Origin of the sequence: Marinobacter vinifirmus (assembly GCF_002258215.1) — a bacterium.
In the GTDB taxonomy this organism is placed as follows: domain Bacteria; phylum Pseudomonadota; class Gammaproteobacteria; order Pseudomonadales; family Oleiphilaceae; genus Marinobacter; species Marinobacter vinifirmus.
Genome location: NZ_NEFY01000001.1, coordinates 408171 through 424390, shown reverse-complemented (window position 1 = coordinate 424390; position 16220 = coordinate 408171). Strand labels below are relative to the sequence as shown.

The following is a 16220-nucleotide window of genomic DNA, read 5'->3' as shown; positions in this document are numbered from 1 at the left end:
GCCAGGAAAAGAAACGAAAAAACCGCCTGAAGCTCTCGCTGCAGGCGGTTTTTTTTACTCCTGGCCGTTACTCCCCGAAAGGATGGCGCAGGGTAATGGTCTCAATACGGTCCGGACCGGTAGAGATGATGTCGATCGGCGCCTCAATCTGCTCTTCCAGGAAGCGGATGTACGCCTTGGCGTTCTCCGGCAACTGGTCGACGCTGGTCAGGCCCACAGTGCTGTCGCTCCAGCCCGGCAGCTCTTCATACACCGGCTCGATGTCAACGTAGCTGTCACAGCCAATCGGCGGACGGGTAATCTCGCCGTTCGGCGTTTTGTAACCCACGCATACCTTTACCGTTTCCAGGCCGTCCAGAACGTCCAGCTTGGTCAGGCAGATGCCGGACACACTGTTAATCTGGATCGCGTGGCGCAGGGCCACGGCGTCAAACCAGCCACAGCGGCGGGAGCGACCCGTGGTGGTGCCCACTTCATTACCCTTCACGGCCAGGTGCTCACCCATGGCATCAAACAGCTCGGTGGGGAACGGACCGGAGCCCACGCGGGTTGTGTAAGCCTTGGTAATACCGAGTACGTAGTCCAGGTAAAGCGGACCAAAACCGGAACCGGTGGCGGTGCCGCCCGCGGTGGTGTTGGACGACGTTACGTATGGGTAGGTACCCAGGTCGATATCCAGCAGCGAACCCTGGGCACCTTCGAACAGGATATGCTCGCCACGCTTGCGGTAGTCGTGCAGGATGTCGGTTACGTCGGCAGACATGGGCAGGATTTCCTCCGCCATCTGCATCAGTTCTTCCAGGGCCGCATCGATATCTTCCGCTTCTTCCTTGAAGTACTCGGTCAGCACGAAGTTGTGGTAAGACATGATCTCGCGCAGCTTGGCTTCAAAGTCGGCCTTGTTGCACAGATCGCCGACACGTACGCCGCGACGGGATACCTTGTCTTCGTAGGCAGGGCCGATACCACGACCGGTGGTGCCGATCTTGTCGTTACCCTTGGCGCGCTCGCGGGCCTGGTCGATACGAACATGGGTACGCAGGATAATCGGGCAGGCCAGGCTGATCTTCAGGCGCTGACGAACCTGCACACCGTTAGCTTCCAGTTCACGGACTTCCTTGAGCAGGGCTTCCGGCGACAGAACCACGCCGTTACCGATCAGGCACTGGACGTCCTTACGCAGAATACCGGACGGAATCAGGTGCAACGCGGTCTTCTTGCCATCGATTACCAGGGTATGACCGGCGTTATGGCCACCCTGGAACCGTACCACGGCAGACACCTTGTCTGTCAGAAGGTCGACAATCTTGCCCTTGCCTTCATCACCCCACTGGGTGCCCAGCACAACTACATTTTTACCCATGATTCTCTCTCACATCAGGCAGCCCGGAGGCAGGCGCCTTGCAAATTTACGCGAAAATATCAGCAAGCAACGGGCGATGTCTCAGCCCAGAGCTTCCAGAATCCACTGGCCGTCACGCTTGACCAGTTGCCGGTCGCAGCCCTTTGAGGCCGGATCGGTGTGTGCATCTTCAGGCAGTGCCCGAATGACGGTGTCGGTTGCCCGAAGCGCGGCGACCGCCTGCTCCAGGGCAGGATCGGTATCTGCCGGTGCCCAGACAGAGCCCGGACGCTGCACAGAGCGCTGCCCCAGTGCCACCAGGGCCCGGATATCCAGGCTGAAACCGGTTGCCGGCCGGGCGCGGCCGAAATCGCTGCCGATAGCGTCGTAGCGACCACCCTTGGCAACCGAGTCGCCATGGCCGGGCACATAGGCGGCAAATACCAGGCCGGTGTGATAGTTGTAGCCGCGAAGCTCGCAGAAATCGAACCCAAGGCTCACTTCCGGATAGTCCCTCTGCAGCATGTCTGCCACCCGGGACAACTGGTCCAGGGCAGCATCCAGCGCATCGGAAGCGCCACCCAGAATACTGCGGGCCTCATCCAGCGCTTCCACGCCACCGTTTACCCGAGCCAGCTTGCGCAGGCGCGCACCGGCTGAGCCTTCGGCGCAATCGCCCAACAGTTCATCCAGTTCAGGCACCGACTTGCGCGCCATGGCATCAAACACCGAGGCTTCGGTGTCTTTGTCAAAGCCGGCCGCAGAGATCAGACTTTCGTAGATGGAAACATGGGCAAGGTCCAGGTGCACCCGGGGCAGGCCAGCCACCCGGAGGGCCTCCAGCATCAGGCTGATCACTTCCAGGTCTGCAGATTCAGAGGCACTGCCAAACAGTTCGCAACCGGCCTGGATCGGCGTACGGCCGGTCAGCATGTGGCGCGGGCGGGTATGCAGAACATGGCCGGCGTAGCACAGACGGGTAATACCGTCCTGGCCCAGGGTATGTGCATCAATGCGGGCGGCCTGGGGCGTCATATCGGCGCGCACACCCATCATCCGGCCAGTCAGCTGGTCGGTAAGCTTGAAGGTTTGCAGTTCCAGGTCGTGTCCGGTGCCTGTAAACAGGGACTCGAGATATTCGATCAGCGGGGGAATTACCAGTTGGTAGCCCCAACGCTGGCAGGTGTCCATTACTTCCCGGCGCAGGGATTCGATCTGTCCGGCCAGCGGTGGAAGAATATCTTCGACACCATCTGGCAGTAACCAGCGATCAGATACAGTCATGAGATTCGGTTGTCCGTTTTTCCCTTTCCGGCCACGTGCCGGGGGAATGACTCAGGGTTCAGGATGAGCGGGCCAAAAATACCCGCACAAAACCGCCAGAATTCTACACCCTTGGCAGACACAAAAAAACCGGAATACCTGAGTATTCCGGTTTTCAGTGCCTGCTGGCCCATCAGTTGGCGCCGGCAGGGTCCTTCAGGAACTTCATGAAGTTGCTGTCGGAATCGATGACCATGATGTCATCCTTGCCGGCGAAGGTGTTCTGGTACGCCTGCAAGCTACGGTAAAAGCTGTAGAATTCCTCGTCAGCACCGTAGGAGTCCGCGTAGATCCGGGCGGCTTCACCGTCACCCTCACCGCGGGTTTCCTCCGCTTCGGCAAAGGCCGTTGCCAGGATAACGGTTTGCTGACGGTCCGCATCGGCACGGATACCTTCAGCCAGCTCCTGACCCCGGGAACGGAATTCCTGGGCCAGCTTATGGCGCTCGGTCGCCATCCGGCGATACACGTTCTCGCTGACGGAGCCCGGCAGTTCGATGGCCTTGACCCGGATATCCAGGATTTCGATACCGAATTCCGCGATGGCGGTTTCGTTGGCACGGTCACGCAGGGTGTGCATCAGCTCATCACGCTGGCCGGATACCACCTCGTGCATGGTGCGGATACCGAACTCGTCACGCAGGCCATTGTCCACGCGGGACAGGATCAGCGTCTGGGCACGGAACTCATCGCCACCGGTAGCCCGATAGTACTGGTCCACATCACGGATTTTCCAGGCCACGTAGGAGTCCACGTCCAGGGGCTTCTTCTCGATGGTCAGGTACTGACGGGAGGGAAGGTCCATGGTCAGCACCCGGATATCGAACTCACGGATCTGGTCGATCACCGGCACCTTGAAATGGATGCCTGCCTGGATATTGGTTTCCACCAACTCACCGAAACGCAGTTTCACGCCCCGATGGGTTTCGGGAATGATGTACACGCTGGACAGCACGAGCAGGACAACAATAAGGGCGCCTGCAAGACCCACTACACCTTTAGGTCCCATGGCTTATCTGCTCCTCCGGATGTTGGTGTCCTGACGGGTACGCAGTTCCTGCAGTACCTGGTCGGTCAGTGTCTGGATATCAAGCTGCTGGTTACCGGAACCGGAATTACCGGAACTGTTCGCCGGCAGGCGACCCTGAGTCAGACGATCCAGGGGCAGGTACATCATGTTGCCGCTGCTTTCGGTGTCGACAAAGATCTTGCTGCTGCTACCCAGAACCTGTTCCAAGGCCTGGATGTACATACGCTCACGGGTAACCGCCGGGGCGTTTTCATACACGGCAAGCAACTGGTTGAAACGCGCGGTTTCACCACGGGCCCGCTCGATCACCTCTTCCTTGTAGGCGCTGGCTTCTTCAATCATGCGCTGGGCCTGGCCGCGGGCTTCCGGAACAATCTTGTTACGGTAGGTTTCCGCTTCTTCCTTCAGGCGCTGCTCGTCTTCACGGGCACGCTGAACTTCACGGAAGGCGTCCTGCACCGGTCCTGGCGGCTGGGTGCTTTCCACGTTGACACGAACGATCTCAAGACCCGCGCCATAGTCACGCAGGAAGCTCTGCAACCGCTGTTCAACCCGTACAGCCAGCTCGGCACGGCCTTCGGTCAGCACGTCATCCAGGGATGAACTACCCACTTCATGGCGCAGGGCACTGTCGGTGGCAAAGGCCAGGGCCTGGTTGGAATCCCGGATGTTCAGCACGTAGGCCTTGGCATCGCCAACCCGGTACTGGACCTGGAGATCCACGGTCACCAGGTTCTCGTCCTGGGTCAGCATCTGGCCGGAGGACTGGGCAGTACGTACGTTCGTTACCCGCACCTTGTACACGTTATCGATCAACGGCACCTTGAAGCGCAAGCCCGGGCTCTCGGTACGGCTGTATTCACCGAAACGCAGCACAACGGCGCGCTCCTGTTCGTCTACGGTGTAGAACGACTGGTACATCACGTAACCGACCACCAGGATCGCCGCGATCGCCAGGATGGCACCAAAGCCACCACTGCTACCGCCCGAGCTGCTGCCGTTGTTGCCGGAGCCAGAGCCGCCTTTGCCGCCCAGCATCCGGTTGAGTTTGTCGAGGCCCTTTTTCAGCGCTTCGTCGAGGTCTGGCGGACCCTGATCATTGCCGCGACGACCACCGGTCCCCCAGGGATCGTTGTCGTTGCGGTTTCCACCCGGTTCGTTCCAGGCCATAGTTCTCTCCGTTCGTGTTTTATCGAATGGCTGCAAATACTAGGGATTTATCCTGCCCCCGGCAATAGCCGGGTGGATTCAGGCGTTCCGCTGCTCAAGGCGTATGGCGTCTTCACGCACCCCTGCCCGGCTCAGCAGTTGCTGCCAGTCCCGGTTCTGCAACCTTACTTCTACTACCGATTCACCGGTGTCCCGATGCTCCTCACTCAGCACCGAGCCGGCTTCGTGCAGCAATGCCCGAAGCTTGCCATCGGCCGGCCCGAGCACAACAAAGTGATGCACGACGTCTTCTGCCAGCCGCTCGACAATGGCATCGAACAGCAAATCCAGGCCGGCGCCGGTGACGGCCGATACCCAGGCCCGCACCGGAATACCTTCTTCGTTACGGTCTACCCTGGGCTCGAAATCTTCCAGCAGGTCAATCTTGTTGAACACCTGCAATTGGGGAATTTCGTCGGCGCCGATTTCTACCAGCACTTCTTCGACCTGCTCGATGTTTTCATCACGACGATCGTCATGACAATCGATCACATGCAGCAGGATCGTCGCCTGGATGGTTTCTTCCAGCGTCGCGCGGAAGGCTTCCACCAGCTTGTGAGGCAAGTGCCGGATGAAGCCCACCGTGTCCGCCACTACGACCGGCCCTATGTCCGGAAGTTCCAGCCGGCGCAGGGTCGGGTCCAGCGTTGCGAACAACTGGTCTGCAGCATATACGCTGGAAGTTGTAATCCGGTTGAACAAGGTGGATTTGCCGGCATTGGTGTAGCCCACCAGGGACAGGGTCGGGATATCCGCCCGCTTCCGCGCACGCCGGCCCTGGTCCCGCTGTTTACGCACCTTTTCCAGCCGCTTGTGAATGGATTTGATGCGTTCACGCAGCAGCCGGCGGTCGGTTTCGAGCTGGGTTTCACCCGGGCCGCGCAGGCCGATACCGCCCTTCTGGCGTTCCAGGTGGGTCCAGCCCCGTACCAGCCGGGTCGACATATGCTCGAGCTGAGCCAGTTCTACCTGCAGCTTGCCTTCGTGGGTGCGGGCGCGCTGGGCAAAGATATCCAGGATAACCCCGGTACGGTCCAGTACCCGGCACTGCAACTCCCGCTCGATGTTGCGCTCCTGACTGGGGCTCAGGGCGTGGTTAAACAGCACCACGTCGGCCTCGCTGGCGGCAACCGCATCACGGATCTCCTCCAGCTTGCCCTCCCCTACGAACAGCCGGGGGCTGGGCTGCTTTCGCGTTCCGGTTACGCTGGCAACCGGCTCAACGCCGGCCGAGGTAACCAGTTCCCGGAACTCGCCCGGGTCTTCAGTGTCTTCGTGGGCGGTAAAATCGATGTGGACGAGAACCGCCCGTTCTCCGACGTCAGGACGTTCAAACAAGATTCGGTCTACTCCATAAAAACAAACACCCGCGGCCACTCCAGCTCAAGGGCTGTCCTGGAACGCGGGTGTTAAAACCGGAAACTCCGGAGGTATCAGTCTTCAGACTCTTCCTCTCCTGCCACGGTCGCTTGCGGCAGACGCACATTGCGGGCCGGTACCACGGTAGAAATAGCGTGCTTGTAAACCATCTGGCTGACAGTGTTCTTCAGCAGGATTACGAACTGGTCAAAGGATTCGATCTGGCCCTGCAGCTTGATGCCGTTTACCAGAAAGATAGAAACCGGAATGCGTTCCTTGCGCAGAGCGTTGAGGTAAGGGTCTTGTAAGGAATGCCCTTTTGACATGTTTATTCTCCTGTTTATATGTAAGTGCAGATCGTCATTTTTCAGAATTAAATGTGGTGGGTAGTCCGGACTTTTTCAAGGTTTCCAGCACCACTTGCGGATCACCGCTGTTCAGCCAGTGCAAATCCGGCCATTTTCGCAACCAGGTAAGTTGGCGCTTTGCCAGCTGGCGGGTAGCCGCCACGCCCCGGTTTACAAAGGTTTCGTAGTCACAATCGCCAGCCAGGTACTCCCATGCCTGTCGATAGCCCACGCAACGCATGGACGGCAGCTCCGGGTTCAGGTCTCCCCGGGCCATCAGGCTCCGGACTTCTTCCAGAAAACCGGACTCCAGCATCAGCAGGAAGCGTTTTTCGATTCTCTCGTGAAGAACCTTGCGCTCCTCGGGGGCCAGAGCAAACTGGAAAACAGTATACGGCAGGTCGCCAGTTTCGTCTGCCTGCCACCTGGTGAAATACGTGTAATCCTCAATACCGGACCGATGTTGCTGTGCAGAAGTTCCCGACTCTGCCTGCCAGAGTTCAGAAATCGGCCGGCCGGTCAGGCGAATCACCTCGATGGCACGCATCAGGCGCTGGCGATTATTGGGATGGATCAGCTCAGCCGCCACCGGATCCTTTGCCGAAAGCTCATCATGCAGTTGCTGCCAGCCAAGGGATTCGGCTTCCTGTTCGATTTGCCGGCGCAACTCCGGGCTGGCAGAGGGCAAGCCTGACATGCCGTGCAGCAAGGCCTTGAAGTACATCATGGTGCCGCCCACCAGCAGCGGTATTCGCCCGCGGCGGGTGATATCGGCCATTTCTGCCAGTGCATCCCGGCGAAAGTCCGCCGCCGAGTAGGTATCGGCCGGGTCGCAAATATCAATCAGGCGGTGTGGTGCCCGGGCCAGCTCTTCAGCGCTCGGCTTGGCGGTGCCGATATCCATGCCGCGGTAGATCATGGCGGAATCGACACTGATGATCTCGCAGAGCAACCGTTCACACAGGGCCATGGCCAGGTCGGTTTTACCGGAGGCTGTGGGCCCCATCAGAAAAATGGCCGAGGGCAATGGCTGTCCGGCACCGGCAGAGGGCTGGGTCATGGCGATCAGCGCCCCCTGAGGAACAGCTTGTCCAGCTCGGACACGGTCACCAGGGTCCAGGTAGGCCGGCCGTGGTTACACTGGCCGCTGCGTTCGGTGGCTTCCATATCCCGCAGCAGGGAATTCATTTCAGGAATGGTCAACTGCCGGTTGGCCCGCACCGATCCATGGCAGGCCATGGTGCCCAACAATTCGTGGGTGACGGCTTCTACCCGGTCACTCTGGCCATGCTCGATCAGGTCGGCCAGCACATCCCGCACCAGCTGTTCAGTGTCGGCACCCCGCAGCAGCGCGGGAATCTGCCGAACCGCCAGGGTTTCCGGCCCGATGCGTTCAATCTGCAGGCCCAGGTGTTGCAATTCTTCCCCATGGGTTTCCGCCAGCGCCGCTTCCTTCTGGCTGACGGCAAGGGACAGGGGCACCAGCAACGGCTGGCTTTTCAGGTCCTGCTCTACCAGCGCACGCTTCATACGCTCGTAGGTAATGCGTTCATGGGCGGCGTGCATATCCACCACGATCATCCCTGCCCGGCTCTGGGCGAGGATATAGATGCCGTGCAGCTGGGCAATGGCATAACCCAGCGGCGGTTCTTCCTCGCCATCCTGTGGCGGCGTTGGCATGGGCTGCGGCGTAAAACCTTCAGACCGGGATGCGGTGGCCACACCACCGCCCTCGTTCAGGGAATTATAGAAAGCCATCTGGTCGCTGGCTTTCCATTCCTGCTGCGGCTGTGGGCTTCCTGCCTGCCCGAAATGACCACTAAAGGCCGACGGCTGCCCGGATATCTGGTGCGCCTGCGACTGGAATGCCGGAGCGTCGTTACCCGCACCAGCAACAGGCTCCGGCTCACGCCCGAACGATTGCGCCACGGCGCCCCGCAGGTGATCATCCGGGCGCACATCGGCCAGTGCCCGGTGCAGGGTACGGAAAATAAAATCGTGCACCAGCCGGCCATCCCGGAAGCGAACTTCATGCTTGGTGGGGTGCACATTCACATCCACCGTGGCCGGGTCCACTTCCAGGTACAGCACGAAGGCCGGGTGACGGTTGTTGTAGAGTACATCCCGGTAGGCCTGGCGCACGGCGTGGGCCACCAGCTTGTCGCGAATAACCCGGCCGTTGACGAAGAAATACTGAAGATCCGCCTGGGAGCGGGAGAATGTTGGCAGCGCCACCCAGCCCCACAACCGCAGGCCACTGGCCTCGGCATCGATCACCACGGCGTTGTCGATAAACTGCTGGCCGCACAGGGAACTGATGCGCCGTTCTTTATCCAGCGGCGATTCCGCCGGTCTCAGGCTCTGCACTACCCGCTGGTTGTGGCGCAGGGTAAAGCCGGCATCGAAACGGCTCAGGGCCTGCCGGCGAATGCATTCTTCCACGTGGTTGAATTCGGTTTTTTCGGTGCGCAGGAATTTGCGCCGGGCCGGGGTATTGAAGAACAGGTCCCGCACTTCCACCGTGGTGCCCACCGGATGGGCGGCCGGCGAGATTTTCGCGTCCATGTCCCGGCCTTCCACTTCCACCCGGGAAGCGGCCTCCTGCGCCTCGGTTCGGGACGTCAGGGACAGGCGGGATACCGAGCTGATACTGGCCAGCGCTTCACCCCGAAAGCCGAGGGTACCCACCGCTTCGAGGTCGTCCAGAGTCAGGATCTTGCTGGTGGCGTGGCGGCTCAGGGCCAGGGGCAGGTCCGCTTCGGCAATACCGGAACCGTCATCACGAACCCGGATCAGCTTGACCCCGCCCTGCTCGATCTCGATATCTACCCGGCCGGCCCCTGCATCCAGGGCATTTTCTACCAGCTCTTTAACTACGGATGCAGGGCGCTCCACCACCTCGCCGGCGGCTATCTGGTTGGCAAGCCGGGGCGAGAGCAATTGGATGTGGGGCATAACCGGGAACTACCTCTTGATCAGGATGAGGGAATACGAATGGTTTGCCCTACCATAACACGATCATCGCTCATGCCGTTAAAGCGCATGAGCTCACTGACGGTGGTCTGATTCTGCCGGGCCACGCCCGACAGGGTATCGCCACGGCGAATCCGGTACTGACTCACTTCCGGGCTACCCTTGTTCTGTTTTTGCCAGGCCAACAGGGTGCCTGGCGGCGGCGTGCGCCGGAAGTATTCATGAATACCATCCATGATCGCGCTCGCCAGCTTGTCGCGGTACCACTGGCTGGCCAAGTTCTTTTCTTCCTTGGGGTTAGAAATAAAGCCGGCCTCGACCAGGATCGAGGGGATATCCGGGGATTTCAGCACCACAAAGGCCGCCTGCTCCACCCCGGGCTTGTGCAGCTTGGCCACGTTGCCCAGCCGGCCCAGAACCGAACTACCGACACCGAGGCTGGCATTGATGCTGGCTGTCATGGACAGATCCAGCAGTACACCGGCCAGCATTTCGTCCCGACCTTCCAGCGAAAGACCTCCGGCACCGCCGATCAGGTCCGAACTGTTTTCACTCTGGGCCAGCCACCGTGCCGTTTCACTGGTCGCGCCGCGCTGGGACAGCGCAAACACCGAGGCTCCACTGGGTTGCGGCGTGCGGAAGGCATCCGCATGCACCGACACAAACAGGTCGGCGTTGTATTTGCGGGCCAGGACGGTGCGGTTACGCAGGCCGATGTAGTAATCCCCGGTACGGGTCAGCTTAGCAGTAAAGCCCGGCTGCTTGTTAACCAGGTCTGCCAGGGTTTTCGCCATCCTCAGAACGACGTCTTTCTCACGGGTGCCCCGGGGGCCGATGGCGCCGGGGTCTTCGCCACCGTGGCCGGCATCAATCACCACGATGATATCCCGCTTGCCTGCAGAATCCTGGGTGACAGTGGGGCTGGTTGCCCGCTCTATGCGGCTGCCTTTCTCGTCGATCAGGTCAACCACCAGCCGGTGTCCGTATTGCTGGTTGGGCTCCAGGGCAAAGCTTCGGGGTTTGATATCACTGGCAAGATCCAGCACTACGCGCAGGTCGCTGCCATTTCGCCGCGCGCTGCGGATGCGGCGAATCGGGCTGCCTTCCAGGTCCACCTTGCTAAAGTCGGTTTTCAGGGAAACATTTTTCAGGTCGATGACCAGCCGGGACGGGTCAGACAACGAAAACACGTTGTGCTCCACTGCACCGGCGGTGTCCAGCACCAGGCGGGTGTGATCCGGCGCCGGCCAGATACGCACACCTTCCACCTGGGCAGCGGCGCTGGCCAGGCTTGCAGTCATTATCAACAAGAACCCAAGTACAACTCTCATGATTCCGGCCCAATTAACTCAATTTCGTTCAGCAGGCTGGCGCCCAGTTCCGAACGTGCCCTGAGCACGACCGAACGCCCCTCGCCTTCCCGTTCCAGGTGAATCTCGATATCCGGGTCCGGCAATATGCCGTCGCCGCGCTCCGGCCATTCGATCAGGCGGAAACTGCGACTGGCGAAATAGTCACGGATACCCATGTATTCCAGTTCTTCAGGATCGCCCAGCCGGTACAGGTCGAAGTGGTAAACCGGCGGTTCCAGGTCTTCATAGGGCTCCACCAGCGTATAGGTGGGGCTTTTAACCGCGCCTTCATGGCCCAGGGCACGAATCACACCGCGGCTCAGGGTGGTTTTGCCCATACCCAGGTCGCCATCCAGAAACACCGTCAGCCCCTGCTCCGAGGCCTGGGCCAGCCGGGCCAGCTCGGAGCCCAGCTTCACGGTTTCGGCCTCGCCTTCGAGAAACAACCGGCGTTCGTTGCCAAAAATACTCATCGCGCCTCCCGGTCGTCATGGAATGACATGGTTTCAGTTTGCTTCAATACCGGCGGCAAAGCATCCAGGACATCTGCTGGCACCAGGGATTTGTATCCAACCCTTTCCGATGCCAGGTCTGCCGCTGCCAGGTGGGCAGAGGCCGCCGCAACCGTGGCCCGGGTAAAATCCTCCAGCTGGCCAAGAAACGCTCCGATCATGCCGGACAACACATCACCCATGCCTCCGGTTGCCATACCGGGATTGCCCCCGGCCACCACAAACGGCGTGTTGGACCCGTCGGTAATCACGGTTCCTGCACCTTTGAGCAGAACGATACCACCCCAAAGCTTCTGAATCCGTGTAGCCGCTCTCAGACGGTCTGCTTCAATCTCGGCCACGCTGCATTCCAGCAGCCGTGCCGCCTCTCCCGGGTGCGGGGTCAGCACGCGATTGTCGGCCGTTGCCACCGCACGGGCAGCCATCAGGTTCAGGGCGTCGGCATCCAGCACCTGCGGTTTCCCGCTGTCGAGAACCTGCTGCAACATCTGCTGGCCCCAGGCCGAGCGGCCAATGCCCGGGCCACACACCACAATGTCTGCCTGCTGCAACAGCGGCGCCAGTTCCGACCCATGAATCAGGCCATGGCACATGACATTCGGACACCGGGCCAGGGCCGCGGTTACATACTCAGGCCGGGTAGCCAGGCTGACCAGCCCCGCGCCGGAACGGGCCGCGGCCTCTGCCGCCATGATGCCGGCACCACCAAAGCCACGATCACCCGCCACCACCAACACATGGCCAAACTGCCCTTTATGGGCGTTCAGGGGCCGCTCAGGAAACCAATCCCGGCACCGGGCCCAGGACTGCAAACTTGCCAGCGGCTGGCCGGCATAGCCTTGCAACTGCTCCTGCACGCCCAGGGATTCAAAAACCACCCGCCCGCAAACACCGGCACCTGCACCGGTAAACAGCCCGGCCTTGGCGCCGATAAACGTGACCGTAACCGTGGCACGAACCACCTCGCCTTCAGCCGCACCCGTCGTAGCATTCAGGCCCGAAGGCAAATCCACTGCCAGCACCGGCACCCGGGCCTGGTTTAATGCCTGGATAATGCCGGCAAACGGTTCCCGGGGAGCACCCGCCACACCGGTACCCAACATGGCATCCACCACCACGCCGGCAGCGGCAAGCCGTCGGGCCAGGTCACCTTCCGGCAACCCGGTGAAATCAGACACGGCAACACCGGCCTGTTCGGCAGCCTTGAAGGCCTTGAGTGCATCCCCCGACAGCTTGCCGGCCGGGCTGACCGCCACACACTGCACAGGAATCCCCTGCTTATGGGCATTCAGGGCGATCAGGTAACCATCGCCACCATTGTTGCCAGCCCCGCACAGCACCAGAATCGATGCGGGAGACGGCCAGTGCCGGAGCAGTTGGCGAAACGCTCCCCTGGCCGCGGACTGCATCAACTCAAAGCCATCAACACCCTGCTGATCAATAAGATACCGATCCATCGCTCGAACCGAGTCGGCGGAGTACAGGGCTTCTGGTAGACTGTCCGCGTAGCGCATGGGGCATCCCGTTAAAGAAACCGGTTTAAGAAAATTGGCCAGATACCTGTTAAGCATAGCAAAACAGGAAAAAAGGTCATAACTTAATCAAATTAAATCTCTGCAGGCTTGAAAGGCCGACGTTGCGATCATGACCAGCCAGCCCGAGACCACAGAAAATCACCCTTCCGGCACCGAACTGACCACCCTGCCGGGGCAAATCCGGCAGTGGGCAAAGGATCTCGGCTTCGCCGATGCCGGCATTACCCTGGCCGACACCGGCCCCCATGCCGAACGCCTGCAACGCTGGCTGGCCGCGGGTTACCACGGCGACATGGCCTACATGGCCGATCACGGCGACAAACGTTACACCCCGGACTCCCTGGTACCCGGCACCCTACGGGTCATCTCCGTGCGCATGGATTACCTGCCTTCGCCCGACAACCCGAAACAAGCGCTTACTAACCGGGAAACCGCCTACATCACCCGCTATGCCCTGGGGCGGGACTACCACAAGCTGATGCGCAAACGCCTGGCTACACTGGCCAAACAGATCGATGAAGCCGTCAGTGGCTACGACTACCGGGCCTTTGTGGACAGCGCCCCAGTCCTTGAGCGGGGGCTGGCGCAAAGGGCCGGGCTGGGCTGGATCGGCAAGAACAACATGCTGATTCACCCGAAAGCCGGCTCTTACTTTTTCCTCGGTGAAATCTTCACCAGCGCACCGCTGCCGGTGGATGAGCCCTTCGACAAACAGCACTGCGGCTCCTGCTCCGCCTGCCTGGAAGTGTGCCCGACCGATGCCTTTGTTGGCGCTCACTTACTGGATGCCCGCCGCTGCATCAGCTACCTGACCATTGAACTGAAAGGCCCGATTCCGGAAGAGCTGCGCCCGAAAATGGGGAACCGGGTATTCGGTTGCGACGATTGCCAGCTGGTATGCCCCTGGAACAAATTCAGCAAGCCCACCCGGGAAGACGACTTCCAGCCCAGACACGGCCTGGACAACACCAACCTGGCCGAGTTGTTCCTGTGGACGGAAGAGCAGTTTCTGAAAAACACCGAAGGCTCTGCTATACGCAGAACCGGCTACGAGAACTGGCTGCGCAACCTGGCGGTAGGACTGGGCAATGCCCCGAGCACCATTCCGGTGATCGAGGCACTGAAGCAACGGGCGGACCACCCGTCAGAACTGGTGCGGGAGCACGTTACCTGGGCGTTGCGCCGGCACGGCCTTACAGCTTGAAGAAGTGCTCGCGGTAGTGGCGCAGTTCCTCGATGGAATCGCGGATATCGTCCAGCGCCAGGTGGCTGCCTTTCTTCTTCACGCTATCCAGCACGTCCGGCCGCCAGCGACGGGCCAGTTCCTTGATGGTCGAGACGTCCAGGTTCCGGTAGTGGAAGAAGGCTTCCAGCTCCGGCATGTACTTCACCAGAAACCGGCGATCCTGGCCGATGCTGTTGCCACACAGCGGTGATTCGCCGGCAGACAGATACTGCTTCAGGAACGCCAGGGTTTCCTGCTCAGCTTCTGCTTCGCTGGTTTTGCTGTCCTTCACCCGCTGGGTGAGGCCACTGGCGCCGTGGGTGTTGGTGCACCATTCGTCCATAGCGTCCAGCAGGCTGTCAGGCTGGTGAATGGCAATCACCGGGCCTTCGGCCACCAGGTTCAGTTCCGAATCGGTAACAATCGTGGCCATCTCGATGATCCGCTCTTTCTCCGGATCCAGGCCGGTCATCTCGAGGTCTATCCACACTAAACGGTTGTGGTCGGGCATTCTTTTTTTCCTATGCGGTTTAGTTTGGGAGCTGGTGCAGGTGTGGTTGTGCTTTCCGGAAACCGCTCCTTGCGGCACATCCATGTGGCGCTTCTGCTCCGCCATCCATGGCTCCGCACATTTCCGGAAAGCACAACCACACCTGCACTTCGGGCTACATTGCTGGCCGCGTGTTGAGCTGAAACCCACGCCGTGGTTAGTGGTGCTGGCCGGGGACACCTTTCCGGGAGTGTCTGAAGCCAAGGATGGCTTCAGTCAAGCGCACAGGGACGTGCTCGTAGCGTCTCCCGGAAAGGTGTCCCCGGCCAGCACCTGCACCCAAGTCAGAGTCCAGACAGACATGCGCCAAACATCAGAAACTCTGCCTATTGTCCATGATTCACGTATCATGTGTCACACCACTTCCCCCGGAACATTTGAGAGCCGATGGCCAAGAGAAAACTGAACAAACGCCAGCAGTGGCGCATCGAGAAAATCCAGAAAGAACGCACCGAGCGCATGGCCCGTAAGGAAAAAGCCGTGGAGGCTCAGGCCGAGGCCGGGGAATTGGGGCCGGAGCAGGAAGGGCTGGTGATTGCCCACTACGGGCAGCAACTGGATATCGAGGCGCTGGAAGGCGAAGACACCGGGCAGGTGTTCCGGTGTTTTGTCCGGGCCAATATCGACAGCCTGGTAACTGGCGACCGGGTGGTCTGGCGGCCCGGGAAGAGTGAAACCGGGGTAATTGTGGCCAGGTGCGAGCGGGACAACCTGCTGCAGCGGCCGGATAATTTCGGGGCGCTGAAGCCGGTGGCGGCGAATATTGACCACATTATTCTGGTGATCGCCCCCGAGCCCGAGCCCCATGACAACCTGATTGACCGCTACCTGGTGGCTTCGGAAAGCACCGATATTCCGGCGGTGATTCTGCTGAACAAGACCGACCTGATTAACGATCGTAACCGGGAGCAGATCGAAACCCTGCTGGCCCGCTACGAAGCCCTGGGTTACCAGGTTGAACGCACGTCGGCTGCAGCCTGTGAGGGCGAAGCGGCGCCAGAAGTCGAGGCGCTGGTGCGGGGCAAGACCAGTGTGTTTGTGGGGCAGTCCGGTGTGGGCAAGTCGTCGATCATCCAGACCCTGCTGCCGGATGAACTGTTGCGGGTGGGCGCGGTCTCAGAGAGTACCGGTAAAGGTGTGCACACCACCACGACCGCCAAGCTGTTTCACCTGCCCGGCGGCGGTGACCTGATTGATTCTCCGGGTATCCGGGAGTTTGGCTTGTGGCATATGACACCCCAGGAGCTGGAGTACGGGTTCCGGGAAATCCGGCCACTGATCGGCCTGTGCAAGTTCCGTAACTGCCGGCACATGGGTGATCCGGGCTGCGCCCTGGAGAGGGCGGCTGCGGAGGGGGACATTTCCACTGAGCGACTGAAGAGTTTCCACCGGATTCTGCAAGACATGGCCGAACAACAGGCCCGCGGCCTGAAGCTGCCCTGACCGTGACATCAACACCCCTT

At 60.4% G+C, this 16220-nt stretch carries 14 protein-coding genes; 2 read left to right on the top strand and 12 right to left on the bottom strand.

What is annotated here, in order from left to right:
- Window positions 1-67 precede the first annotated feature (67 nt).
- The 11 genes from B9Q17_RS01995 to B9Q17_RS01945 all read right to left on the bottom strand — a co-directional run bounded on the left by B9Q17_RS01995 (window position 68) and on the right by B9Q17_RS01945 (window position 12961).
- Window positions 68-1363, bottom strand: a complete 1296-nt coding sequence (locus B9Q17_RS01995; RefSeq protein ID WP_094623890.1) for an adenylosuccinate synthase — start codon at window positions 1361-1363, stop codon at window positions 68-70.
- A gap of 81 nt (window positions 1364-1444) precedes the next feature.
- Complete coding sequence (locus B9Q17_RS01990; protein WP_094623889.1) at window positions 1445-2626, bottom strand: ATP phosphoribosyltransferase regulatory subunit; 1182 nt, start codon at window positions 2624-2626, stop codon at window positions 1445-1447.
- A gap of 172 nt (window positions 2627-2798) precedes the next feature.
- Window positions 2799-3674: a protease modulator HflC gene (gene hflC, locus B9Q17_RS01985; RefSeq protein ID WP_094623888.1), complete on the bottom strand. Its 876-nt coding sequence runs from the start codon at window positions 3672-3674 to the stop codon at window positions 2799-2801.
- Between the two features lie 3 nt (window positions 3675-3677).
- Window positions 3678-4865, bottom strand: coding sequence for an FtsH protease activity modulator HflK (gene hflK / locus B9Q17_RS01980; RefSeq protein ID WP_094623887.1), 1188 nt, complete (start codon window positions 4863-4865; stop codon window positions 3678-3680).
- A 78-nt stretch (window positions 4866-4943) separates the two neighbouring features.
- The gene (gene hflX, locus B9Q17_RS01975; protein ID WP_227498386.1) at window positions 4944-6245 is read right to left on the bottom strand and encodes a ribosome rescue GTPase HflX; all 1302 of its coding nucleotides are present in this window, start codon (window positions 6243-6245) and stop codon (window positions 4944-4946) included.
- Window positions 6246-6337: 92 nt separating this feature from the next.
- On the bottom strand, window positions 6338-6589 hold the full coding sequence (gene hfq / locus B9Q17_RS01970; RefSeq protein WP_022990693.1) for an RNA chaperone Hfq: 252 nt from the start codon (window positions 6587-6589) through the stop codon (window positions 6338-6340).
- 34 nt (window positions 6590-6623) lie between these two features.
- Window positions 6624-7670, bottom strand: a complete 1047-nt coding sequence (gene miaA, locus B9Q17_RS01965) for a tRNA (adenosine(37)-N6)-dimethylallyltransferase MiaA (RefSeq protein WP_094623886.1) — start codon at window positions 7668-7670, stop codon at window positions 6624-6626.
- A gap of 5 nt (window positions 7671-7675) precedes the next feature.
- Complete coding sequence (gene mutL, locus B9Q17_RS01960; RefSeq protein ID WP_094623885.1) at window positions 7676-9565, bottom strand: DNA mismatch repair endonuclease MutL; 1890 nt, start codon at window positions 9563-9565, stop codon at window positions 7676-7678.
- A 20-nt stretch (window positions 9566-9585) separates the two neighbouring features.
- Window positions 9586-10884 carry an N-acetylmuramoyl-L-alanine amidase gene (locus tag B9Q17_RS01955; protein WP_420538065.1) on the bottom strand — a complete coding sequence of 433 codons (1299 nt, stop codon included), beginning with the start codon at window positions 10882-10884 and terminating at the stop codon, window positions 9586-9588.
- A 26-nt stretch (window positions 10885-10910) separates the two neighbouring features.
- Window positions 10911-11408, bottom strand: a complete 498-nt coding sequence (gene tsaE, locus B9Q17_RS01950) for a tRNA (adenosine(37)-N6)-threonylcarbamoyltransferase complex ATPase subunit type 1 TsaE (RefSeq protein ID WP_094623883.1) — start codon at window positions 11406-11408, stop codon at window positions 10911-10913.
- A complete protein-coding gene (locus B9Q17_RS01945; RefSeq protein ID WP_094623882.1) occupies window positions 11405-12961 on the bottom strand; it encodes an NAD(P)H-hydrate dehydratase in 1557 nt (518 codons plus the stop codon). The genes tsaE and B9Q17_RS01945 overlap by 4 nt, the downstream gene beginning before the upstream one ends.
- A 130-nt stretch (window positions 12962-13091) precedes the next feature.
- Between B9Q17_RS01945 and queG the strand changes: the two genes are divergently transcribed.
- Window positions 13092-14186 (top strand): tRNA epoxyqueuosine(34) reductase QueG, encoded by a 1095-nt coding sequence (gene queG / locus B9Q17_RS01940; protein ID WP_094623881.1) that lies wholly within the window; start codon window positions 13092-13094, stop codon window positions 14184-14186.
- Here queG and orn read toward each other — a convergent pair.
- Window positions 14176-14718 (bottom strand): oligoribonuclease, encoded by a 543-nt coding sequence (orn, locus tag B9Q17_RS01935; protein WP_094623966.1) that lies wholly within the window; start codon window positions 14716-14718, stop codon window positions 14176-14178. The two genes, queG and orn, sit on opposite strands and share 11 nt — an antisense overlap.
- A gap of 426 nt (window positions 14719-15144) precedes the next feature.
- On the opposite strand from orn, the gene rsgA reads away from it, so the two are divergent.
- Complete coding sequence (gene rsgA / locus B9Q17_RS01930; RefSeq protein WP_094623880.1) at window positions 15145-16200, top strand: small ribosomal subunit biogenesis GTPase RsgA; 1056 nt, start codon at window positions 15145-15147, stop codon at window positions 16198-16200.
- Window positions 16201-16220: the final 20 nt, after the last annotated feature.

Coding starts and splice junctions, on each gene's coding strand:
- B9Q17_RS01995 (WP_094623890.1), bottom strand. CDS start 1,363: ATGGGTAAAAATGTAGTTGTGCTGGGCACCCAGTGGGGTGATGAAGGC.
- B9Q17_RS01990 (WP_094623889.1), bottom strand. CDS start 2,626: ATGACTGTATCTGATCGCTGGTTACTGCCAGATGGTGTCGAAGATATT.
- hflC (WP_094623888.1), bottom strand. CDS start 3,674: ATGGGACCTAAAGGTGTAGTGGGTCTTGCAGGCGCCCTTATTGTTGTC.
- hflK (WP_094623887.1), bottom strand. CDS start 4,865: ATGGCCTGGAACGAACCGGGTGGAAACCGCAACGACAACGATCCCTGG.
- hfq (WP_022990693.1), bottom strand. CDS start 6,589: ATGTCAAAAGGGCATTCCTTACAAGACCCTTACCTCAACGCTCTGCGC.
- miaA (WP_094623886.1), bottom strand. CDS start 7,670: ATGACCCAGCCCTCTGCCGGTGCCGGACAGCCATTGCCCTCGGCCATT.
- mutL (WP_094623885.1), bottom strand. CDS start 9,565: ATGCCCCACATCCAATTGCTCTCGCCCCGGCTTGCCAACCAGATAGCC.
- B9Q17_RS01955 (WP_420538065.1), bottom strand. CDS start 10,884: ATGACTGCAAGCCTGGCCAGCGCCGCTGCCCAGGTGGAAGGTGTGCGT.
- tsaE (WP_094623883.1), bottom strand. CDS start 11,408: ATGAGTATTTTTGGCAACGAACGCCGGTTGTTTCTCGAAGGCGAGGCC.
- B9Q17_RS01945 (WP_094623882.1), bottom strand. CDS start 12,961: ATGCGCTACGCGGACAGTCTACCAGAAGCCCTGTACTCCGCCGACTCG.
- queG (WP_094623881.1), top strand. CDS start 13,092: ATGACCAGCCAGCCCGAGACCACAGAAAATCACCCTTCCGGCACCGAA.
- orn (WP_094623966.1), bottom strand. CDS start 14,718: ATGCCCGACCACAACCGTTTAGTGTGGATAGACCTCGAGATGACCGGC.
- rsgA (WP_094623880.1), top strand. CDS start 15,145: ATGGCCAAGAGAAAACTGAACAAACGCCAGCAGTGGCGCATCGAGAAA.